The 22,610-nt window shown below is 70.0% G+C and carries 13 protein-coding genes and 1 tRNA gene; 6 read left to right on the top strand and 8 right to left on the bottom strand.

Features of this window, described 5'->3' with window-relative positions; genetic code table 11:
- Nucleotides 1-65: 65 nt before the first annotated feature.
- On the top strand, nt 66-3,560 hold the full coding sequence (locus WG209_RS21915; RefSeq protein WP_337177231.1) for a cytochrome c peroxidase: 3,495 nt from the start codon (nt 66-68) through the stop codon (nt 3,558-3,560).
- A gap of 24 nt (nt 3,561-3,584) precedes the next feature.
- Here WG209_RS21915 and WG209_RS21910 read toward each other — a convergent pair whose 3' ends face one another.
- On the bottom strand, nt 3,585-4,202 hold the full coding sequence (locus WG209_RS21910) for a hypothetical protein (protein WP_337177230.1): 618 nt from the start codon (nt 4,200-4,202) through the stop codon (nt 3,585-3,587).
- Between the two features lie 234 nt (nt 4,203-4,436).
- Between WG209_RS21910 and WG209_RS21905 the strand changes: the two genes are divergently transcribed.
- Nucleotides 4,437-5,336 (top strand): Ig-like domain-containing protein, encoded by a 900-nt coding sequence (locus tag WG209_RS21905; RefSeq protein WP_337177229.1) that lies wholly within the window; start codon nt 4,437-4,439, stop codon nt 5,334-5,336.
- Nucleotides 5,337-5,349: 13 nt separating this feature from the next.
- On the opposite strand, the gene WG209_RS21900 is transcribed toward WG209_RS21905, so the two are convergent.
- The 4 genes from WG209_RS21900 to WG209_RS21885 all read right to left on the bottom strand — a co-directional run bounded on the left by WG209_RS21900 (nt 5,350) and on the right by WG209_RS21885 (nt 15,552).
- The gene (locus tag WG209_RS21900) at nt 5,350-6,204 is read right to left on the bottom strand and encodes a hypothetical protein (RefSeq protein WP_337177228.1); all 855 of its coding nucleotides are present in this window, start codon (nt 6,202-6,204) and stop codon (nt 5,350-5,352) included.
- Between the two features lie 32 nt (nt 6,205-6,236).
- Nucleotides 6,237-6,986, bottom strand: coding sequence for a hypothetical protein (locus WG209_RS21895; RefSeq protein WP_337177227.1), 750 nt, complete (start codon nt 6,984-6,986; stop codon nt 6,237-6,239).
- 52 nt (nt 6,987-7,038) lie between these two features.
- Nucleotides 7,039-13,494 (bottom strand): hypothetical protein, encoded by a 6,456-nt coding sequence (locus tag WG209_RS21890; RefSeq protein ID WP_337177226.1) that lies wholly within the window; start codon nt 13,492-13,494, stop codon nt 7,039-7,041.
- 327 nt (nt 13,495-13,821) lie between these two features.
- A complete protein-coding gene (locus WG209_RS21885) occupies nt 13,822-15,552 on the bottom strand; it encodes a hypothetical protein (RefSeq protein WP_337177225.1) in 1,731 nt (576 codons plus the stop codon).
- A 502-nt stretch (nt 15,553-16,054) separates the two neighbouring features.
- On the opposite strand from WG209_RS21885, the gene WG209_RS21880 reads away from it, so the two are divergent.
- Entirely contained in the window at nt 16,055-17,338 is a 1,284-nt protein-coding gene (locus WG209_RS21880; protein WP_337177224.1) for a cytochrome P450, read from the top strand.
- Nucleotides 17,339-17,403: 65 nt separating this feature from the next.
- On the opposite strand, the gene WG209_RS21875 is transcribed toward WG209_RS21880, so the two are convergent.
- Nucleotides 17,404-17,486: transfer RNA gene (locus tag WG209_RS21875), tRNA-Leu, on the bottom strand.
- Nucleotides 17,487-17,626: 140 nt separating this feature from the next.
- On the opposite strand from WG209_RS21875, the gene WG209_RS21870 reads away from it, so the two are divergent.
- The 3 genes from WG209_RS21870 to groL all read left to right on the top strand — a co-directional run bounded on the left by WG209_RS21870 (nt 17,627) and on the right by groL (nt 20,152).
- On the top strand, nt 17,627-17,902 hold the full coding sequence (locus WG209_RS21870) for a hypothetical protein (protein WP_337177223.1): 276 nt from the start codon (nt 17,627-17,629) through the stop codon (nt 17,900-17,902).
- 266 nt (nt 17,903-18,168) lie between these two features.
- Nucleotides 18,169-18,459, top strand: a complete 291-nt coding sequence (locus tag WG209_RS21865; RefSeq protein ID WP_337177222.1) for a co-chaperone GroES — start codon at nt 18,169-18,171, stop codon at nt 18,457-18,459.
- Nucleotides 18,460-18,526: 67 nt separating this feature from the next.
- Complete coding sequence (groL, locus tag WG209_RS21860; protein WP_337177221.1) at nt 18,527-20,152, top strand: chaperonin GroEL; 1,626 nt, start codon at nt 18,527-18,529, stop codon at nt 20,150-20,152.
- Nucleotides 20,153-20,260: 108 nt separating this feature from the next.
- Here the strand turns inward: groL and WG209_RS21855 are convergent, their stop codons facing one another.
- Nucleotides 20,261-21,133 (bottom strand): hypothetical protein, encoded by an 873-nt coding sequence (locus WG209_RS21855; protein ID WP_337177220.1) that lies wholly within the window; start codon nt 21,131-21,133, stop codon nt 20,261-20,263.
- Nucleotides 21,134-21,414: 281 nt separating this feature from the next.
- Complete coding sequence (locus tag WG209_RS21850) at nt 21,415-22,203, bottom strand: DUF1559 domain-containing protein (protein WP_337177219.1); 789 nt, start codon at nt 22,201-22,203, stop codon at nt 21,415-21,417.
- Nucleotides 22,204-22,610 lie beyond the last annotated feature (407 nt).

The following is a 22,610-nucleotide window of genomic DNA, read 5'->3' as shown; positions in this document are numbered from 1 at the left end:
CGCGGCCGCCGCCTTCGCGAACCGACACCGTGACCACCCCGACCCACCCCCGGGCGGAGCCTGATATGAACCACCGTCGTCGACTCGTCGCGGCCCTCGCCCTCGCCTCCGCCGCGCTGGCGGCGGGGGGCGTGGGCCGGGCGCAGCAGCCCCCTCGGCCGTCCGAGCCGGGGTCGGGCCACCCCCACCTCGTCGGCCACGAGGACGCCGAACTGCTGCGCCGCGTCCAGCAGGTCATCGACGACCACGACCCCCGCAAGCTCCGCAACCCCTACGTCGAGACCGTCGACGACGGCGACCCGGCCGCCGGCCGCTGGTCGCGCCACGCCCTCCGCCGCCCCGACCTGACGGAGTTCATCGCCGACGTCGACGCCGCCATGGCCCTCGGCAAGGCGCTCTACTGGGACATGCAGGCCGGCAGCGACTTCGGCCGCCGCAAGGGCCCGGACGGCCGCCCGCGATACTCAGGCGTCGCCTGCGCCTCGTGCCATTTCCGCTTCGGCGTCGACCCCCGCGACACCGGCGCCAGGCGCATCCCCTACGTCGCCTGGGACCGCTACCAGCTCGACGAGGGCCACGAGGACCTGGGCTTCGGCGAGGTCCAGCAGCCGGTGGACGCCGAGGCCGTCGCGACACACCAGATCACGTCGGTCCGCGACCTGAAGACGAAGCCTCCGGGCGGCGACGACAAGGAGGCCAAGGGCGAGGAGGACGACGAGGACAACGACGAGGGCCGCCCCCGGACGCCCCTCTCGCTCATCATCGGCTCGCAGGGGGTGGAGCCGCTCGTCTTCAAGAGCCTGGTCGTCGGCAACCGGCCGCCGGAGGGGGACGACGACTGGAACTCCGAGCAGGCCGAGCCCCGCGACCCCGGCGGCTTCCACCGGCCGCCGGAATGGTCGATGTTCCTGGCCGACCCGACGGACCCGTCGAAGGGGATCTTCCGCCAGATCACCACGCGGAACTCCCCGACCGTGGTGAACTCGGCCTTCGCCGACCGGCTGTTCCACGACGTCCGCGCCGAGTCCACCTTCAACGGCTTCTCCATCTTCGGCGACCACGACCCGCGCGGGCCGGTCATCCACGTCCGCCGCCCCGGCCCCGACGGCAAGCCCGGCCTCCCCGCGCCGGTCCGCGTCGCGGTCCCCCTCGCGGCGCTGGCGTCGCAGGCGGTCGGGCCGGTCGTCAACGACGTGGAGATGTCCTACGTCGGGCGCACGTTCCACGACCTCGCCGGCAAGCTCCTGGACGCCCCCGTCCTCGGCTACCAGCGGGTCGACAGGGCGGACTCCCTCCTCGGCCGCCTCCGCGCCTGCGACCACCCCGCCGACGCCGACGGCCTCGGCGGCTCCTGGACCTACCGCGCGTTGATCCGCCAGGCCTTCCGCCGCGAGTGGTGGGACGGCGCGGACGAGTCGGGGAAGGAGCAGCCGGTGTCGCTCAACCTCGCCATCGTCGAGCCCGGGGACGAACGCCCGACCGGCACGCTGATGGACGCCAACTTCTCGCTGTACTGGGGCCTGAGCGTGATGCTCTACGAGGCCTCGCTGGTCTCCAACAAGTCCCCCCACGACGACATGCTCCGAGGCCGGGGCGAGGCCGTCGAGGAGCTGTGGGGTCGCGTCCGCTCCCGGATCGCGCCCGTCCACATCGACCGGGTCGACAACCCCGCCGAGCCGAGGCTCCCCGAGCCCGTCCCCCGCTTCGAGTTCAAGTCCGGCGCCGAGGTCTATCAGCGCGGCCTGCGCGTCTTCCTGGGTCGGGGCTGCGTGGACTGCCACGACGGCCCGCTGTTCAGCGAGATCGCCTCGCGGGACGACGCCCGGGACGTCGAGGTCGACGGGACCGTCCCGATCGCCCGCCAGGTCCGCAACGCCCTGCTCCCCGTCTCCCGGGGCGACGCGCTCAACCAGGCGTACGTCGGCGCGCGAGAGGGGGCCTATCGCCGTATACTCCGGCTCGTCGCCACCGCCGGCGCCCCGAGCCCCTTCGGCCGTCGCGAGCTGCTGGACGTCGCCCGACTGCTCGACCGCGTCGGCGGCGACGAGGCCGATCTCGCGCGGGAGTTGCAGGCGCTCTTCGGCGAGATGCGCCCCGCTCCGCCGGCTCCCGCCAGGCTCGCCGCGGACGTCGCCCGGACCTGGACGACCTTCGAGAAGACCTTCCCGCTCCGCCTGGGCCGCCGCCACGCGTTCACCGAGGATCAGCGGATCGAGCTGGCCGCCCGGATCGCCGAGCCGCTGCTGATCGAGCTGATGCCGCTGCCGCCGAATCGGGCCGCCTTCCGCCCGCCGTGGCCGATCCCCGGGCCGACGGCCACCGATCCCTACTTCTTCTACGACCTGTCGGTCTACGCCCTGGGCGCGGGGCTCCCCCGCTACGACCGCGGCGCCGGCGACTGGCGCCGGATCGAGGCCGAGGCCCCCCACCCCGCCGTCGCGCGGGCGGCCGTCGCCGAGATCGCCAGGCAGTTGAGCCAACCGCAGCCGGCGCCGGCCCCGGGCCGAGAGGCCGCCGAGGCCGAGGACGGGCGCGATCGGGAGCTGAACAGGCTCAACGACGTGCTGGCCCGCAAGTACGGCGTGGTCGTCTCCGAGAAGTTCCGGCGCCGTTTCCGCCGCGACATCGGACCCCTGGAAGAGGCTGCCGACCCGGCCGGTCGCGAGCGATCGCTCAAGGCGCTGGCCGAGCCCCAGGACCCCTCCCAGGCCGAGACGCTGGTCGTCGCGGCCCGACGGCCGCCCGAACACCCCGCCTCCCCGGGGCGGGCCTACCGCCTCGACGCGAGGACGACCCAGGGGACGAGCGAGCCCGACCTGGAGGAGGTCGCGAAGGAGTTCCGTCCGCGCCAGCCGGGCGACGTCGTCCAGGGCCCCTGGCCCGACCCCGCCGCGGCCGACCGCGAGGCGCGCGCGGCGAGGCCGCGCGACCTCTCCTGGCTCCGCAACCTCCCGAACTGGGATCGCGACCCCGCGCTGGCCGACGGCCAGGAGGGCTTCGACTCCCTCGACTTGCGCCGGGCCGACGTCCACTTCTTCTCGCGGTCGCGGCGGCTGGTGCAGACCGAGTCGTCGGAGGGCCGGCGCAAGCCGCTGCTGCACGACGACGAGCTGGCGTTCTGGGGCTCGTTCAAGACCCCGACCCTGCGGAACGTCGCGCTGACGCCCCCCTACATGCACAACGGCCGTATCCAGACGCTGTTCGACGTGATGGACTTCTACGACCGCGGCGGCGACGTCCCTCCCGACCGCGAACGCAACCCCGACATGGCGCCCGCCATGGCCCGGCTGGGCCTCGATGACGAGGACAAGCGTGCGGTCGTCTTCTTCCTCATGTGCCTGACCGACCCCCGCGTCGAGCGCGACAGGGCCCCGTTCGACCACCCGTCCCTCGTCGTCGCCAACGGGCGCGAGCGGACGCCGTCGGGGCTCGTCGAGAAGACCATCGAGATCCGGGCCGTCGGCGCGGGCGGGCGCGAAGGCGTCCCCCATCGCTTCCCCAGCCACGACGACTCGGAGCGACCCCGCCCGATGCCGGCCCGCGGCGAGGCGTCGCCCTGACGGCCCCGCCCCGGCCGGGGATGCCTAGCGGCCGCCGTGCTTGAACGTCCCCCTCAGGAGGAAGCCGGCCGCGTTGGTCGTGGCCGCTCGGGCCGTCTCGACCGCGTTGAGGGAGCGCGCGGTGTAGAGCGAGGCGATGTTTTCCTCGCCTCCCGGCGCCGGCAGGAGTTGGGCGTTGTCCTCGAAATTGCTCCCGACCAGGTTGGTGCGCAGCGTCCCGGGCTGGGTGCCGGTGATCTGCGACCGGAGGAAGACCTGGAGCACGATGCTCCCCCGGGGGGCGCCGGCCACCGGGCGGGTCGCCTTGGGGAGGTGGGAGAAGGTCCGCGTCAGCTCCTGCGCGAGCAGGTCGATCCGCTGGAGGACGTAGCGGGCGTACTGGTCCTTCGCCGGCCTCACCGACTCGCCCGCCGGCGCCTCGCCGCCGTTGAAATACGCGCCGAGGGCCGTCATGTAGTCGCGAGAGAACGAATCGAACGCATCGTTGATGCTCTGGATCGCGGCGGTGTTCAGCGCCCTGGCGCGCCCCGAGGCGTTCAGCGGCGCCACGGCGATCGGCGCGATGGCGATCCCCTGGGAGAGGACGATCCGCGGCTCCAGCCGGTCGTCGATCCTGGGCGTCAATCGATGCTTCCCTCGCATTCCTGGCCTCCTACCGCCTCTTTCGCGGCGAATCACTCGTCGGATCGGGTGATAACCGCGCTTTCCGTCGCGATCGTCGCGGGCCCGGCTCCCACACCAGGATTTCGACCGACGCGGAGGGCGCTCGTGAGATAGAGTTGGCGGCGAGCACGACGCGCGGTCCCCATATTCGGCATGCGCGGAGCGGACTCGCTCCGCGGCGTCGGGCTGTTCACGCGTGGGAGGGATGCCGCGATGTTCTCGGGATTCGATGGATCGATCCGTTCGAAGCGCCGCCGCGCCGGCTCGCGCCCCCGCGTGGAATCGCTGGAAGTCCGACGGCCCCTCGCGTCCGGGGGCGACCTCGCGGTCGGCGCCGCGGCCGAGGCGCTCGTGGGTGGCCTCGCGCCTTACAGCGACACCGGGGCCTCGGCGACCGACGGCATCACGAACGTCAGCCGGCCGACGTTCCTCGGCCAGGCGGCCCGGTGGGCGAACGTGCAGCTCTTCGCCGTGGCGGCGTCGTCATGGCCCACGGAGAGCCGAGTCCTCGGCCAGACGATCGCCGGCCAGGACGGGTCGTGGACGATGCAGGCGGCCTACCTGCCCGACGGCGTCTACACGGTCACCGCCGTGGAGACCCCTCCCTCGGGGTCGCCGGGGCAGCCCGTCGTCCTCGTCCCCTCGCTGACGATCGACACGATCGCCCCTCGGGTCCACGGCCTGGCGTTCAATCCCCGCCACGGCACGATCACCGCCGTCATCAGCGACGTGGGCGCCGGGCTGGACGAGTCGACCGCGACCGATCCCTCGAACTACACGGTCGTCCCGCCGTCCACCATCATCGGCCGGAATCCGGGCCCCGGAGGGGGGCCGATCGCCTCCCCCGCCATCTCCGGCTTCTACAGCGACGCCTCGGCCTACACCGTGCAGCTCGACTTCGGCGGGGGGGCCGGGCGGGCGTGGCCCCGGGGGAGGTATCGGTTCCAGGTCCGCTCCGGGGGCGTCGCCGACCGGGCGGGGAACGCGCTGGACGGCGAGTTCACCGGGTCGCTGCCGTCGGGGGACGGGGTCGCCGGGGGGAACTACATCGCCGACCTCTTCAACCGTCAGGCCGGCCGCCGGCCGCCGCGGGCGAGGCTCCCGAGGGCCTGAGCCCGCGGCGCGGTCAGAGGTCGCGCGAGACCGACGGCTGGAGGTCCATCGTGGCGCGCTCGGTCTCGCGCGCGGCCTCGGCGCGGCGCTCCGCCCCGGCGGCCTGGTGCTCCTCGCCCAGGAGCCTCCCCGCCGGGGTCGACCTGACGGCCTGGGTGGCGGCGTCGGAAGCGGCCCTCCCCGCCTCGCGCGCCCCCCGGCGGGCCCCGGCCAGGACGCGCCTGACCCGGCCGAACGGCCCGACCTCGGGCTCGACGGCTCCTTCGACGCGGTTGACCGCGTTGGCCTCGTCGCGCCGGCGCGCGCCGACCTCCTTCATGCGGGTCGATCGGCCGACGGTCAGGTCGGAGAGCAGGCCGTCCCGGCGCGTCCCCTGGCGATACACGACCTTGGGCGGCCCGTGCTTGCCGCTCCCGAAGATGATCTTCACCCCCTGCGCGCCATAGTCGTACTCGATCGACCCGGCGTCGTAATAGACCCGGGGGGCACCGGGAGGGAGGCTCGCCTCCAGGTACATGCGCTGGCCGGTCCGCGGATGGTCGACGACGATCGTGCTCGGGCCGCCGGCCAGCAGCTTGTACTGGAACGAGCGATCGCCGGTGTAGTAGTATTTGTGGACCAGCACCGTCCGGGGCACGTCCACGAGCGTCCTGCCGTTCCCCGCCGGCGTCAGCTCGACGGCGGGGTTGCCGAGCGGGTCCGCGCCAGGGTCGAGGACCTCGATCTCCTGGGCGGGGGGGACCGGGACGGCGCGGGAGGGGGCGTGGCCGCCCCGGAACGGGCCCAGCGGCAGGGACTGCGCCCGCGACGCCGTCGGCGAGCACGCCCATCCGGCGGCCAGGGCAAAGGCCAGCGTGAGTCGGATCATCGTTCCTCCATTCGGGGCCCGAGGCGCGGGGATCAAGGGCGAACCGCCCCGACGCCGAGGTCGGCCTGCCGTTCGTAAGCGAAATCGACCTCGATCCGGTCCGCCAGCGCGTACGCCCTGGCCCCCTCGTCCGGCGGCATCGCGCCGGAGTAGATCAGCCGCCGCGGCTCGCCCCGCTGGACCCAGAACGGGACGAGGACGATCTCGAACAGTTCGGGATGGGTCGCCGCGCCGGCCCCCACCGCGCTCCGGCCCTCCGGCCAGGCGAGGCCAGCGAATCGCACGTGGAAGCGGTTCCGCAGGATCTGCCGCGTCTGGAGGACGGCCGGGCGGATGTCGTCGACCACCACCTCGTCGATCAGGTTGCGGCGCTCGCGGAGCACGACGGGGTTCTGGTCGGCCCGCAGGCTCGCGACCCACCGCCCCTCCTCGTCGAGCACCGCCGCCATGCGGGAGATCGAGCAGTGATCGATCCGGAGCGAGGTCGGGTCGATGAACTGGAACATCTTCGCCCGCGCCCCCAGGACGGGTTCCCCGCCGGCGGCCTCGCCTATCAGCCCCAACTCGGCGAGGCGCGACCGCGAGGTGATCGAGCCCATCGGCACGGCGGGGGCGCTGATCGCGGAGACGGAATGGGAAAGGTTCCGGTGGTGGTAGTCGCGCGTCGCGATCCCCGGCGAGCACTTCAGCCGCCTCCGGAGCGTCGTCCGCTCGTCGGCCCTCGTCGCGAGCCCGAATGTCAGGCCGATGGCCGACATGCTGATCCAATCCCTGCGCCTCATCGCATCGCCTCCGTGTGGGATGTCGTCCGGGCCGCGCGTCCGGCGCGCCTGGTCACTGGCCCCTCAGTCGGGAGAACAACCCCTTGCGAGGGGCGTCCGACGTCGGGGCCGCCGGGGAGGTCGTGGCCGCCGCCCGCTGCACGCTCGGATCGGGCGTCGGCCTTCGGGGGGGGGGGATCGACGGTCCGGACGACGCGTCCGTGGGGCGACGCCATTGGGTCGCGGCCCCGACCGTCCCCCTCGTCGCGGGCCGCGCCGACGAGACGGGGGGCGCGAGGTCCGGCGCGGGCCCGCTCCCCGCGGGCACGCCGTCCCTTGGTCCGAGGGAAGACGAACTTGCGGGCGCACTCCCATCCGCCGAGGCCCCCGGCGTCCGCCGCCTCGGTGATCGCTCGATAAGCGAGGACGACCCCTCGGGCCGCGCTCCGCCCGATGACGTCCCTGGCGTCCGATTTCGGGAAGCCCCCTCGATCAGCGACGAAGAGGCTTCGGGCCGCGAGGCGTCCGACGAGCCGCGTGGAGGTGCGAACGGGCCGGTCGTCGTCTCGGGGGGGAGCGGCGGAGGCAGGTCGTCGAACGTGGAGGGCGGGGGGACGGCGGTCGATCCGGCCTCGTCGGGGCCGCCCTCGTGCCCTCCGAACTCGCCTGTCGGGTACCCGGGGCCCAGCGGCCGGCCTTCCTCGTCGACCGGCAGCCCCAGGTCGTCGGTCGGGAGGCCCGTGCTCACCCGGGAGGCACCGGGGATGTGGCGCGACGGCGGGTACAGGGCGCGGGGGTCGTACCCCTCTTGCATGTGGCTGTCCCTCAGGTTGAGCCCCGGCCCGCGATAGCCGTTGGGATGCACCGAGGGGATCGTCTCCTGGCTGCGGTAAAGGTCGGTGCGGCGCTCGGCCCGCGGGGTGCGGAGGAACTCGTCGACCCGCCAGGACGACTCGTCGTAGGTCCGGTTGGAGAGGTCCTGCCGCCGTGACCTGACGATGAAGTCCTCGTTCTTCAGGCGGAGCGTGTCGAGGTCGGACACGGCCGGCGCCCATCGCAGGCCCATCAGGTCGAACAGCGTGGGGAAGATCGCGCCGTGGGCCAGGACGATGTTCTCCTGGAGCGATGACTCGGCGTTGGGCAGCGGCCGGAACAGCACGCCGACGCCCGGCACGTCCTCCAGCAGCGGCACGCCCCGGCTGGTCCGCGACGCCTTCAACGCCACCTGATAGGTGCTCACCTCGCGCAGCTCGTAGTTCGTGAGCTGGACCGGGGTGTGGATGAAGTGCCGCTTCACCCGCCCCAGGTGCTTCTCGTCCGCCCGGACGGGCTCGCGGACGTTGGTCGTGTACATGTAGTTGAAATCGAACGTCACCGCCTGGCCGTCCGGCTGGATGACCGGGCGCACCTCGTAGCCGGTCCCGGTCTCGAACTTGTAGATGGCCGGGTCGGGGATGAGCGCCTCCAGGGCCGACCCGAACTCGCGGCGGCCGGGCCCGGCCTGGCGTAGCACCTCTTCGTCGTCGTTGCGAGACAACTCCGGCAGCACGCTACGGACCGAGCTCGCGCCGCCGCCCAGCGTGCCCTGCGCCATCGAGCTCGTCGGCTGGCCGCTCCGGAGCTTGGTCAGGGCGAGGAACGTCGGGTCGTTGAGCAGCGCGCCGTACTCGTCCATCAGGGCCTTGGCGCCGTTCATGGCCTCGGTGATGAGGATGTCGCGCTTGGGGAGGTCGAACTCCATGGTCGCGGTCGGGTCGACCTTGCCGAAGCCCCGGTTGTTGGTCAGGACGCTGGTGCGCTCGATCTGCCCGAGCTGGACGTCCCAGAATCGGCTGGCCTCGCGGACCTTCCGGAACGCCGGCTCGTAGTACTGCGTGTTGAAGTCGTCGTCCAGGGCCGTCGCCAGGGCCTTGATGTAGCCGTCGACGACCGCGATATGCGCCCGGGTCCCCTCCAGCAGCTCGATGTACTTGTCCTCCATGTCGTCGATGTGCATGTCGAGCAGCTTCTTGTGGTCGAAGGCCGCCCTGGCCTCCTTCAGCGCGTCCTCCGCGAACTGCCGGCGGACGTCGGTCTCCAGCAGGGGCCGGAACGCGGCCTCGATGCGGTCGAAGATCTGCCCCCCCCGCGTCGCGAGGTCCCCCTTCACGATCCTCATCAAGTCGCCGCGCATCGTCTGGAGTTCGCGATAGAGGGCCTGGACGTCGACGTCGGCGTTCGCGAGGCTGCCGACCAATTTGTTGAACCGCGTGATGAAGACCTGGTTTAGCCCCTGCAAGTACTGCAACGCGGGGACGTAAGCTTCCAGGACTCCGCTGAGGTTCGTGAAGTCGTCCTGACTTAGGGCCTTCTCCGGGCCCACGGCGAGGACCAGCCTGTATTTCGCGTCAACGGCCTGAAGCGAGTGGTTCAGGGAGCGCGAATGGTGGTGCTTGTCGAGCAGGTCTTTAATCTGCTTCACGAGCCCGACCCAGTCCTGGTATAGCGCCTGGGCCCTCTCCAGGAGGTGCTTCTTCTGGGTGGGGTTCAGGGAGCCGACGGGCGTGAGCAGCCGCGCCGCGCTCTGGGAAGAGAAGATGAACATGCGGTTCTCGCCGTCGATCGGCAGCGGGAAGGGTTCGTCGGCCGTCGCAATTCCCGCGATCGCGTTCAGGCCGCGAACCTTTTCGGAGGCGTCGTTGCTGCTCGCCTCGGTACTCTCGAGATCCTTCCTGATACTGCTGATAGCGGTCTCGCCGACGAGATCTCCATAGGTCACCACCATCCCCCTGCGACTCGCCTCCTCAAGTACATTCAAAGTTCTCGATGTGGTGTCGATGTTGCTTCCCACCTTGTTTCGAATCTCGGTGATCTTTTCCACCCCCACGGCGTCGATGTCGAGGACCCCGACGACTTTCAAGGCGACCTCCGCCGCCTGGTTCGTCTTGTTCTGCGCTTCGCGGATCTCGTTGCCCAGCGGCATGAAGGCGCTGAAGATCTCCGCCCGCCTCTGGTTGAGCGCCTGACGCTGCTCCTCCAACGCCTTCTCGGCCGCCTCGCGGCGCTCGCGCTGCTTCGTCAGTTCCTGGATGCGGTTGCCGAGGCGCTCCTCGATGATGGCCCGCTCCCGGACGCGCTGGTTGTATTGCATCTCGGTGACGAGGCGGCTCTTGAAAATCTGGGCGAGCCGGATGAACTCGCGCTGGATCGGGTTGAGGGTGTCGTTCCCGTCGACCTGATGCTCGAAGTAGCCGATGAGCGACTGGAACCGCGCGTTGTGGGCCAGCATGACGAAGTCATCGCGCTTCTTGTGGCCGTGGGCATGGGCGTGCTTCTTGCCGGCATCGCGCTCTCCGCCGGCCTGGTAGTAGTTCAGCTCGGCGGCGGGCAGGTCGGATTCGAGCATCATCCGGAACTCGTCCAGGATCTCCATCCGGGTCTCGTTCTTGGCCAGCGACATCAGGAACAGGGCCGAGGCGAGGCTGGTGGAGTCCATCGAGTGGATCGACAGCACCTTGTTCCCCGTGCGGAGGAACTCGCTGTCCATCTTCATCAGCTCGCGGAGGAAGTCCTCGCCGAAGAACGAGGCGATGTACTTGTGGTCCCGCGCGTCCTGGGTGCGCTCGTCGGGGCACTCGGCGGCGGCCTCCGCGGCGCGCCGCGAGGCGACGCGGACGACGGCGTTGCGCAGGTACTGGCCCGACTGCATCGTCAGGAACCGCGAGTGGTCGATGTAGTCCTTGATCCTCCCCGCGACCTTCTCCATGCGGTCGCCGTGCTCGCCGTTGATCTGGACGGTGTGGATGGCGATCCGGACCTGCCCCGCCGGGCCGTCCAGCTCGTTGATCATCTTGCGGACGATGTTCACACCCTTCATCGGCCCGCGCAGCTGGATCATCGCCTCGCCCACGACCGAGACCGACACCTGCTCGACAGGGTCGATCGAGCTGGGCCGCCCGGGTGCGTACGTGTCCGGGTCCTCGTGCGCCGCGGCGACCTCCAGGCGGAATTGCTGCTCGCGGGCGCGGTCCTCCGCGAAGGTCTCGCGGGCCGACTCCAGCCGCGCGGCGGCCTCCTCCTCGCGGGCAGAGTCCACCTGCTGGCGGGCCGCCAGCACGCGGTCCCGCGCCGCCGTCAGGCCGTCGTCCCCGGCGGCCCGATCGCGCTCCACGCGATCCAGCCGGGCGCGATCGGCGGCCAGCCTCTCCTCCAGTCGCGTCCGATCCGCGGCGTCGGTCGTCGGGTCCTGGATGGCCGCCTCGGCCTCGCTGATCCGTCGCCGGAGGACCGGCTCCTGGTCCAGGGCGTTCTCGCGACTCCCTTCCAGGTCGCCTTGCGCCTGGATGGCCTGCTGGAGCTCCCGCTCCGCGGCGCGGGCGAGCTCCGCGGCGCGGATCGCGCGCAGTTCGCCGACACGGCGGCTATCGGTCAGGTCATCGGCCTCGCGGCGCGTCTCGGTCGCCAGGCGGCGGCGGGTGTCGACGGCCACTCGGTTGTACGACTCGACGTGCCGGTTGACGATCTGCGCCACCCGGTGCGCGTCCCGGTTGTAGTACAGCCGGACGACCCTCGTCTCCACCTTGTCCGCCGGGTTGAACCCGTTGGTCGGTTGCCTGGGCTCGACGAACTCGGGATAGGGGACGAACGGCCCCTTGCGCCCCTCGGGGATCGTCGCGGTCTCCAGAGCCGCGAGCCGCCCCCTCGCCCCTCCCGACGCCGTCCGCTCGAACTTGCGGATCAATCGCCGCTCGGGGTCGTCGGGGAACTCCCGGATCTGGTTCCCGTAGACGTCCCGTAGCTCGGTCGCGGTGGACTTCAGCGTGATGCGGTAATTCGAGGCCGGCAGGTTGTTGAACCGCAGGTGGATGGAATTCGTCGGTCGCTCGTATTCCGCGGAGACCAGCGCCGACCTGGCGTCAGCGGCATATTCCAGCGTGCCGCCCTCGTCGCGGTGGAACTCATAGTTGTTCAGATCCGCGACCTCATCCGCGTTGAGCGGGTTCCCCGTGAGACGGACGGTGAGCGTCTGAGAGCCCGTGCCCACGCCGAAATCGAACGGCACGTACTCCTCGATGACCGGCCCAGTCCGGTTGATCCCCAGCCGGTACGGGGCCGAAGGTTTGCTCCGGGTGTCTCCTCGCACCAGGTAAGCGCGCAAGGTGTATTCGCCGTCCGCGAGTTCGCGTAGCGCCTGACTCCACGTGTCGCCCTGATGCTCGGGCGCGGCGTACACGGCGATCGGCTCGGGTTGCCCCTCGTGGAAGACCGCGACCACGGCCCCGGCATTGAACTCCGACTCGGGGACGCCCCCCCCTTCGATCGTCAGCCGTCGCTCGTTGGTCCGGTAGCCGTCCGTCTCCGCCGTCCCTCCCGATCCCTCAGTGACGCCGCCGGTCGGCCGGACCTTGTCGATAGTTGGGACCGGCAGGTCGATGGCGCCCGCCGAAGTCACCTCGACGGCCCGCGAGAAGCCGTGCCCCGCCGCCGAGCGCTCGTCCACCGCCAGCACGCGGTAGGTCTCCGGCGGCGGGGTTGACGACTGCCTGTCGACCAGGTCGAGCACCACGTCCCACGAGCCCGCGCCGCGGGACCGGAAATCCGACCGCTCGGCGTCCCGCTCCCGCCGCACGAAGAGCAAACGGTCGTTGGCCGTCGGCTCGAAGACGGCGAATCGCAGCGAGGTTGACGTCCCGGTCTCGCCCACGAGCCGAAGGAACCCATCGACCACGGTCGCGGAGATCGGGACGCTGGTCGGAGCCGGCGTCGGCTCGAGGAACCGATTCGTCGACATTGCCCGGATCGCCACGGCTCCGGCGGCGTCGGAGGGATCCTGGTACACCACCTCAACGCCGTCGCCGTCGCCGGTGGTCAGCGCCCAGGCGTCCGCCGCGAACAGCCGCCTCGCCCCCGTCCCCCTGAGCGTCAACGCGACGTCCAGCGGATCCTGGGGGTTGCCGTTCCCCTCCGCTTGCCCCAGCACGTTGCCGTCCGAGTCCACGACCACCACGCTCCGCCCCTGGTGATCCACGACCCGAGCCGACAGCGACCCCGCCGGGTTGTTCCGGAACGCTCGCGACCCCGCCCCAATCCTCGTTAGATAACGGACCTTGCTCGATTCCGTCACCTCGTCGATCAGGCCGACGATCCGGGGCTTCCGGCTGAGGACCGAGGGGGGCAACTCGAACTTCAGCGTCCGCTCGGCTTTCGGGACCTGGCCGACCCGCGTGACCTCATAATCGCCGCTCGATCGGATGATCACGTCGAACGCGCTGGCCGGGGTAGCCGGATTGATGATCTCCACATTCCCTTGGGCGTGGACCGCCCCCGTCGCGGCCTGCGCTTTCGGGACACGGACGACCTCGAACTCGCCCGGGGCGATGGCATCGTCCGTCGTCAACCGGATAGTGATCCGCGCCTCGGTGTCGCTCCCCGATGTCGTGGGCAATCCAATCAGCTTGAATCCCCCTTCCTTCGACTCCGGCTGGTCGGAGGCCCAGGCCACAACCGCCGCGGCCAGCGGCCCCGGCTCGACGCCGGATGCCCGAGCCACCGCGTCATCGCGGCGAGGCTCCCCGATCTCGGACGCCGCGGGGCGACCATCGGTGACCGCGGCGTGGTCGGCCTGTCCACATCCCGCGAAGGCGACCATCGCGGCCAACAGCGGCGTCAGTCGCGTGAAGAGTCGCCGTCGAGACGTCCTTGTCATCGAGATCGCTCCGGCCCTGGGACGGTTATAGGGGGCGTCGCGTCCGTGGAAAGACGCGTCTACCTCCCCTATCGACCACCTCGTTCCGCCGGCTTGATCCGTTTCACGCGGTCATGACGGTTGTATCGACTGTCTCCGAGTCAAAGCTTCCGAAATATTAAGCACGGCTCGTCATCGGGAGGGCGGCGGGTAGGAGCCGAACCGGGCCGCCCCCTCGCGCCGCACGGAATGGAACCCGGCGATTCGGAGGTTCTCGCGGCCGGGGGCGGGGAGGTCCGGGAAGTCCGAGTCGCGGACCTGGGGGGAAGGCCGCGTGGCGAGGTTGTACGAATAGCCCTGATGGCGGATCTTCCAGGTGGCGGGCTCGTATTCGCCCCGACCGTTCGTGTACGGCGGGACCTCGATCGGCGGGATGGTCACGGTCCGCTCGGACCCGTCATGTCGGGCCAAGCTGAGCTGGAGGCGCAGGGTGACGGGCATAGCGGGGGTTGTGGCGATGAACCGGACCTCGTAGCGGCCGTCCGAGGCGACGTCGAGGCGCATACCCTCATAGATGAGGACCCCTTCGTCGTCGAGATACTCGTCGCAGTCGCCGAATCGCGGCAGGGGGAAGTGGGCGGGGGCGGCGAAGTCGAAGTGCAGCGCCGGGTCTTCGTCGCTCCCCAGTCGCGGCGGCCCATCCTCGACCTGGTCCCGCTCGTCGGGCCGCATGGACGCCCGCGGCACGAGGCGGATCACCGTCGGGAGGCCCTCGAAGGGCACGGCCGCGAGCCTTTCCAACCGAGGATTCTTCTCCGGCGGCTCGGACCGCGCGACGGTCTCCACGGGGGAGGTCGTGCCGTCGCTGGAAGAGGTCGCCCGTGCTCGTTCACCCGGACCTTCGCGGCCGTCCCTGAGCGTCGTCGTCGACACCCTGAGCCCTTCGATGAACACCTCCCCGAAGCTGGCTCTCGTCTCGCCCGATCCGCCGATCAGCACGGCTCGCGCGCCGCTCCAGCCCTCGTTCTTGAAGTTCTTGCTCCGGATCAGCCAGCGGTCGGGCTCCTTCGCATCGTCCCGCCAGGCCTTGCCCAGGAGCTCGCCGTTCTCGAGTGCCACCTTCAGCCAGATCCAGGTAAGCTTGCCCGGGTCGGATCGTTCACGGCCGGGGAGATCGAACTCCAACCCCGCCGTCCCCTGGGGGTTGGGGAGCAGCGTGCCCGCGGGACCAGCGTCACCGTCGGCGAGGCTTTCGTGGAGGAATTGGATGACAGCCTTATCGGCGCTGGAACCCGACCCCCGGAGGACCAGTGATAGCTGCCGGCCGCCATCGTGATCGATGATCCCCACCCCCACCCCGGGGCCGTCGCAGTCGGCCGGAGGGAGGTCCCCCATGATCGCCAACCTCGCGGTGATCTGGGTGCCGTCCGTCTCGGGCCCGATCACGAGTCGCGAGGTCTCGTAGGCCGCCTTCGGGACGGTATCCAGCCAATCCAACCGCCCGTCCTTCAACGTCCAGGCGTATTCAATCGCCGTGTTGGCCGGGCGCACCATGTGGACGTATTGGTCGTCCAGAGCGTTGGCGAGCCGTCCGTCGTCGAAATCGAGGTGACGGCGGACAACCCGGGTGGGAGTCCCCGCTTTCAGGCGGATGCCGACGCTGGGGCAGCCATCGAGCCCAGCCCCGGCCTTCGGGAAGAGCCTGTAGATGTACTGGGCGTTCGCGTTCTTGGGGGTCTTGTCGACGAACACACGAACATCGGGCCGGCCCGAGGCCACGCCGATCACGGTTTCCGACGGATCCACGCCCTCCTGGATGTCCTTCCTGCGGATCTCGAAGTGGTCCGGCGGATTCGGGACGCCGTCCGCCCTCGACCAATCGAGGCGGATCCAGTCCGACTCCCCGACTTGAGTCGCCCTCATTTCCTTAATGATCGAATTGGGCGTCTGAGCCAGGCTCGACCCCGTCCAGGCCAGGGCGGGCAAAACACAGGCGGCCAACGCTTTAAGACGCCGGTTCATGTTGAGGTCAACCCTCGCGGCAGATGAAAAACTGGGTGCACTGCGAGTCTTAGGGGCTCTGCGAATGTAAGGATGGCTTCGCCTGACCGAGCCTAACCCCTGAATCCTGCTCGGTCAAATTCTTCCGAGAACGGTTCGGAAACCGGCGGGCGCGGAATGCGACGCGGCACCGCCTTCGGGGCGGGACACGGCAGGTTGATCCCCAGCTTGGCGAGTGTCTAGCGGATGCGACGAATTCCGTGTCATGGCGCGGGCCCAGGCTTGCGTTCTGGAAGGAGTCTGGCATCTTGAGACATGATTCGTTTGGGATCGAATTGGCCGAAACCCAGCATGTCGCGCCCGGATTTCCCGCCGGCGGCCCCCGGAGGTCGCCGAGTCGGCCGATCCGCGAAAGGAGATCGTCTTGTCATTCCTGGACCAATACGACGCGATCCCCGCGGATCGGGAAGCGGAGCGGAAGGGGTTCGCGCTGCGGTTGATCAGGACGGATCGCGACGCCTTCTTCGAGGAACTCCGCGCGACGCGGCCCATCTTCGCGATCCCGGGCATCACCCTGGTCACGCGTTACCGCGACGTGATCGAGGTCCTGTCTCGGCCCGAGGTCTTCTCGACCAGGCTCTACGCCCGGGCGATGGATCCGGTCGTCCAGGGCGAGTACATGCTGGCCCGCGACGAGACGTCGACCAACTGGATCGACAAGTCCGTGATGCGCGCGATGCTCGTCCCGGCCGACCTGCCCCGCGTCCGCGCCATGGCCGGATATATTGCCGACCAGGCGCTCGACGGTCACGCCGCGTCGGGCCGGATCGAGGTCGTCTCGGAACTGGGCCGGCACGTCCCGATCCGGGTCTGCGGCGACTACTTCGGGTTCCCCGGGCCCGACCGCGAGACGATGTACCGCTGGTCGCGGGCCACCCAGCTCGACATGTTCAAGAACCTCCTGGGAGACCCCGCGATCCACGAGGCTTCCGTCAAGGCGGGGGCCGAGATGCGGGCGTACCTGTCAGACTTGCTTGCTCGTAAAAAGCAGGGAGCGACACGCGGCGACGCCGAGGCGGACATCTTCGACCGCCTCCTCGGGGCCAGGCTGCCGGAGGCCGCCGAGTTCGACGACGCGCGGATTATCGCCAACATGGCCGGGCTCCTGATCGGGGCCGGCGAGACGACGTCGCAGGCGATCGTCCAGGCGACCGAGCAAATCCTCAAGCGGCCCGAGGTCCACCGAGACGCCCTGGAGGCGATCCGAGACGGCAAGGAAGACCGGTTCGGCGCGATCGTGTGGGAAGCCCTGCGCTTCAACCCGATCAACCCGCTCCTGTTCCGGCTCTGCGTGGGTGACGCCCCCGTGGCTGCTGGGACGGAACGGGCTACGAAGATCCCGGCCGGGACCATCGTGTTCGCCTGCACCGCCTCCGCCATGTTCGACGAGGCCGCCTTCCCGGAGCCCGATCGCTTCGATGCCGACAGGCCCTCCGACCTCTATCTTCACTTCGGGTACGGACACCACCTCTGCCTGGGGAACCTCATCGGCGGCGAGATCATCCCGGAGGTGATCAAGCGGATCATCACGCGGCCCGGGATTCGGCTGCTGCCGGGCGAGGAAGGGCGTGTCGACGCGCCGGGGGGCCTGTTCCCCGAGCGATTCGTCCTCGCCTACGGGGACGACGGGGCGAAGGCATCGGTTTGAAGCGCGACGTGGCATCGCGGGGGGCGAGCGACGCCCGCCGCCGCGGGCCGCGCTTGCCCCAGGAATACCGAAGGTGGGACTTGAACCCACACGGGTGTTACCCCAACGGATTTTGAATCCGTCGCGTCTGCCATTCCGCCACTTCGGCAAGGTACGCCCCAGCATGCGACGCCCTCGGGCGGCTGTCAAGCCCGCGCGCCCGCGGACGTTTGCAATCATCCGACGGGCGCGCGATGATGGGGAAGGCCGGCGGGGAACGTCCCCGCGCCGGGGGGGAGGAGAGCCCACGTGACGCAGACACGAGACGCATTGCAGATCCTCGACCGCGACTTCCTCGAACTCCGCGCCAAGATCCTGGAGATCGCCGCCGGCCTCGATCGGGTCGACCGCGCCCCCGCCCGGCACGGCGAGCCCCCCGACCCCCGCCTGGGCCAGCTCCGACAGGCCCTCGACGCACTTTCCCGCCCGGGCCCCGACCGCGCGGAGACCGTGCAGCTCATCTTCTCCCTCGAATACGACCCGGACTGGCGCGCGAAGGCCGACCTCGACCGCGAGCGTCCCTGAATGCCGCCGAGCCCTCGCCTCGCGGCGGCCTGTCAAAATGGCATGCGGGCTGGCCGGGCTGCCGGGTCCGGCAGGGAGCGATCCTGGCCAGCCAAGGGCGTCTGTTTCCGCAAGTCGTTTTGGATTAACGTCTTGCGGTGAAAAATATTCGTCGGCACGTTCCTTGCTTAAGCCAAGGCCATGTCAGGGTGTCGCGCGGCTCGGCGGACGCCTCCGCGCGACGTCGCGACCGGGTTGTTGGAATCGCTTGTAGGAGCCAGGGATCGATGAATCTGAAGCCGTTGGGTGATCGCGTGGTCGTCGAGCGGGAAGAGGCCAAGGGGACCACCGCCGGCGGGATCGTGCTGCCGGAGACCGCCAAGGACAGGCCCCAGCAGGGGAAGGTGCTCTCGGTGGGCGAGGGCCGCGTGACCAAGGACGGCAAGCGTCGCGAGCTCCAGGTGAAGCCCGGCGACGTGGTGATCTTCACCTCCTACGCCGGCGAGGAGTTCAAGCTCGACGGCGACAAGAAGGTGCTGCTGATGCGCGAGGACGACATCCTCGCGGTCGTCGACTGATCGGGCCGGTCCGGCGCCCCGCCCCAGAACACACGTTCCTCTATCGCGACAGGGAGAAGAAGGCGACATGGCCGCTAAGATGATCGCGTTCGATCAGGAAGCCCGGCAGGCGATGCAGCGCGGGGTTGCGAAGCTCGCCCGCGCCGTCAAGGTGACGCTCGGCCCCCGCGGCCGCAACGTCATCATCCAGAAGTCGTTCGGCTCGCCCACGGTCACCAAGGACGGCGTGACCGTCGCCAAGGAGATCGAGCTGGAGGACAAGTACGAGGACATGGGGGCGAAGATGGTCAAGGAGGTCGCCAGCAAGACCTCCGACGTCGCCGGCGACGGCACGACCACCGCCACCGTCATGGCCGAGGCGATCTACAACGAGGGCCTCAAGGCCGTCGTCGCCGGCGTCAACCCGCTGCAGCTCAAGCGCGGCATGGACCGCGCCGTCGCCGACGTGGTCGAGGAGCTCCGCAAGCTCTCCACCAAGGTCACCGACAAGAAGGAGACGCAGCAGGTCGCCACCGTCGCGTCCAACTTCGACGTCGAGGTCGGCTCGATGATCGCCGAGGCCACCGAGAAGGTCGGCAAGGACGGCGTCATCACGGTCGAGGAGGGCAAGACCCTCAAGACCGAGGTCGAGTGGGTCGAGGGGATGCAGTTCGACCGCGGCTACCTCTCGCCGTACTTCGTCACCAACCCCGCCGCCATGACCGCCGTCCTGGAGGACGCCTACGTCCTCATCCACGAGAAGAAGATCTCGTCGGTCAAGGACCTGGTCCCGGTGCTGGAGAAGGTCGCCCAGACCGGCAAGCCCCTGCTGATCATCGCCGAGGACGTCGACGGCGAGGCCCTGGCCACGCTGGTCATCAACAAGCTCCGCGGCACCTTCCGCTGCGCCGCCGTCAAGGCCCCCGGCTACGGCGACCGCCGCAAGGCCATGCTGGAGGACATCGCCGTCCTCACCGGCGGAAAGCCCATCTTCGAGGCCCTCGGCGTCGAGCTGGAGTCGGTCGGCCTCGAGGACCTCGGCCAGGCCAAGAAGGTCGAGATCGACAAGGACAACACGACGATCATCGAGGGCGCCGGCTCGTCCGACGCCATCAAGGGCCGCATCGAGGCCATCCGCCGCGAGATCGCCGACACCAAGAGCGACTACGACCGCGAGAAGCTGGAAGAGCGCCTCGCCAAGCTCGCCGGCGGCGTCGCCAAGATCAACGTCGGCGCGGCCACCGAGAGCGAGATGAAGGAGAAGAAGGCGCGCGTCGAGGACGCCCTCCACGCCACCCGCGCGGCCCTGGAGGAGGGCATCCTCCCCGGCGGCGGCGTCGCCCTGCTCCGCGCCGCCTCGACGGTCAAGCCCACGGGCCTGGCCCCCGCCGAGGAGGTCGGCTACAACATCATCCTCCGCGCCGCGGCCGCCCCGCTGACGCAGATCGCCGAGAACGCCGGCCAGGACGGCGGCGTCGTCGTCAGCAAGGTCCGCGAGGGCAAGGGCAACTTCGGCTACGATGCCCTGAAGGACGAGTACACCGACCTGGTCCAGGCCGGCATCATCGACCCGACCAAGGTCACCCGCTCGGCCCTCCAGCACGCCGCCAGCGTCTCCACCCTGCTGCTCACCTCCGACGCCCTCATCGCCGACGCCCCCGCCGGCGACGAGAAGAAGGCCGGCGGCCACGGCGGCTACGAAGACATGTATTGATCGATATCGGTCCATCGACCGGACGATCGATCGATCCATCGAGCAACATCCCCGACGGGGGCCCATCCGGGCCCCCGTCCCCGTTTCGAACCTCGGCGAGGCGGCGGCTCACGGCGCGAGGTAGGCGGCGGCGCGGGGCGCGGGGCGTTCGGCCGCGCCGCGGATGGGCCGCATGATCAGGGCGGCGGGGGGGGCCGGCGGCGTCATGCTGTACGGCCGGACCAGGCGGATCGAGGTGCCGTTGATCGCGGTCAATTCCCCGCTCCATGCCGCCGCGTAGAGGGATTTCAGGTCGGACTTGTCCTCGTCCGTCAGCTTGCTCATCTCGCCGTAGTTCATGATCGAGAACGGCCTGTGGGTGCCGAAGATGACGGATGGCCACCGCGTCTCGTTGATGTTGGCGAAGAAGTGCCGCAGGCCGAAGACGTGGCCCAGCTCGTGGACGAGCGTCTCCACCTGCTCCTCCCGGGGGAGGTCGAACATCTTGGGGTAGATCGTCAGCGCGTGACGGCCCCCGGCCGGGAAGAAGGCGCTCGCGAGCACGCACCCGGACGCGTTGCAGTTGTTCGAGCCTCGGACCACGATCTCGAAGTCCCAGAGGTCGTCGTCATGGTGGAATGTCACCGGGCAGGCGTCGCCCCACGCCAGCACCGCCTCCCCGAAGAGCCCCCGCAGCGCCTCGCGGGCCGCGTCCGGGTTCTGGAACAATTCCAGCGATCGCTCCTGGAAGCGCCATCGGAGCGTCGTCCCCTCGGCCCAGAGGGGGATGAATCCCTCGGTCGCGTCGAGGACCAGCTCCAGCGGCGATAGCCCGTTCGGCGTGGAATGCCCCCGGGCCTCGGTGTCGCAGATGATGCCGTCCTTCAGGATGTGGACGCGGGACGCCTCGCCCTCCGACGGCACGCTCGGTCGCTTGGGACGGTACGGGCCGTTCGCCGAGATCTCGGTCGTTCGGGACTTCGATCGCCTGGGTTTCGCCACGTCCAGACTCCTCTTGGCATGGACTCCGGTGGGGCCTCGCCCGCCGCCACGACGCAGGGGCGGCCGGTGGCACTCAGCATGGATCATCATCGATGTTCAACAATTGATGTCAATCTTGAATATCAGCTGAAATCGTAGGATTTGCGCTATTTCGCGACGGCTCCGGACCGCCGGCGCGGTCGCGGCGAGCAAGACGCGGACATCTTGCAATCCCACCGCGACGAGCGCGGACCACGCCGGAGACTCGATGAAGCGTCGCCTCGGTCAGCATCCGCGATGACCTAGCGGGGGGGCCCTTGCCTATCGGGGCTCCGGCTTGAGGTCGTCCAAGCGTACCTTCTCGCGCCGGCGATCGAGGCGACGGCCGGCAACTCCCGCCGGAGCTTCTCCGGGTCGAGGATCGGGATCATGCCGTCGGCCGTCGCGACGCGGAGGCCGGAGGGGTGCGGCGTGGTCGGCCAGCGCGCTGCGGTCGGCATGCCGACGAGGCCCCCGGCGCTCGCGTCGAGGTCGATGGGCGCGGTCCACGGCACCTCGGCCTGGTCCGACTCGACCACGAGGATCGTCTCGTCGAGCCCGTCCTTGATGTCCGCGAGCTTGACCGGCTCGCCCCCGGGGAACGCGGTGCCCGGCCCCGCCGCCGCCAGGAAGTTCGTGAACCGACCCGGCGTCGAATGGGAGACGTTCGGCTGCAGGGTCGCGCAGGCGAAGCCCGGCGGCATCTCGTCGAGCAACCGGATGTTGTTCGGCCCGTCCCAGGGCTCGTCGGGCCGGAACCGGTTGTAGAGGTCCGCGTACTCCATGTATGGCAGGATCAGGACACGCCAGCTCAGCAAGGGGCGGCCCGACGCGTCGGTTGAGTACGCCGGCGGCAACGCGCCATTGGCGTCATGGTAGTTGAGCAGGGCCACGGCGATGCACTTCAGTTTGCCGACGCACACCGACGCGCGGGCCACCTCGCGCGCCGCGCCTACCGCGTCGGCCAGCCAGGCGAACCCGGCGAGGGGGACCAGGAGCAACACGGCCAGCTTCATGATCCGACGGGTCGTCCAGGGACGGGGCTCGGGCATGGCGTGGGCTCCGGTGATCGAGGTGAAGCCGTTCCGATCGGTCCCATTCCCGCCAAGGGAGGATAGCCGCGCCAGCGGCGGGCGGGGGTCGTCGCGCTTCGGCGATAGCACCGGCCGCCCCGGAGATAAACCGCCGCTATCTCTGCCGTCCGACGACCCTCACCCGGCCCTTCGGGCCACCCTCTCCCGGCGGGAGAGGGGGCGCGCGTCACACGCTCGGTGGCGGGTGGGAGGGCCGAGTTGCCGCGGCGGGGGCGTCGAAAAACGACAGTCCTCACTTAACTCCACCGGACGGGGGGCGTGAGGCGAGGGGAAGTGGTTGGGGGGTTGAAAGTTAGGGCCCGCGTCCCGGTGAATGGGGGTGTCAACGATCCTCGTCCACCGGAGACGCGAGCCATGAGCGCCGA

Origin of the sequence: Paludisphaera sp., assembly GCF_037189885.1 — a bacterium.
In the GTDB taxonomy this organism is placed as follows: Bacteria; Planctomycetota; Planctomycetia; order Isosphaerales; family Isosphaeraceae; genus Paludisphaera.
This window is presented reverse-complemented; position numbering and strand designations above follow the sequence as displayed.

Coding starts and splice junctions, on each gene's coding strand:
- WG209_RS21915 (WP_337177231.1), top strand. CDS start 66: ATGAACCACCGTCGTCGACTCGTCGCGGCCCTCGCCCTCGCCTCCGCC.
- WG209_RS21910 (WP_337177230.1), bottom strand. CDS start 4,202: ATGCGAGGGAAGCATCGATTGACGCCCAGGATCGACGACCGGCTGGAG.
- WG209_RS21905 (WP_337177229.1), top strand. CDS start 4,437: ATGTTCTCGGGATTCGATGGATCGATCCGTTCGAAGCGCCGCCGCGCC.
- WG209_RS21900 (WP_337177228.1), bottom strand. CDS start 6,204: ATGATCCGACTCACGCTGGCCTTTGCCCTGGCCGCCGGATGGGCGTGC.
- WG209_RS21895 (WP_337177227.1), bottom strand. CDS start 6,986: ATGAGGCGCAGGGATTGGATCAGCATGTCGGCCATCGGCCTGACATTC.
- WG209_RS21885 (WP_337177225.1), bottom strand. CDS start 15,552: ATGAGGGCGACTCAAGTCGGGGAGTCGGACTGGATCCGCCTCGATTGG.
- WG209_RS21865 (WP_337177222.1), top strand. CDS start 18,169: ATGAATCTGAAGCCGTTGGGTGATCGCGTGGTCGTCGAGCGGGAAGAG.
- groL (WP_337177221.1), top strand. CDS start 18,527: ATGGCCGCTAAGATGATCGCGTTCGATCAGGAAGCCCGGCAGGCGATG.
- WG209_RS21850 (WP_337177219.1), bottom strand. CDS start 22,203: ATGCCCGAGCCCCGTCCCTGGACGACCCGTCGGATCATGAAGCTGGCC.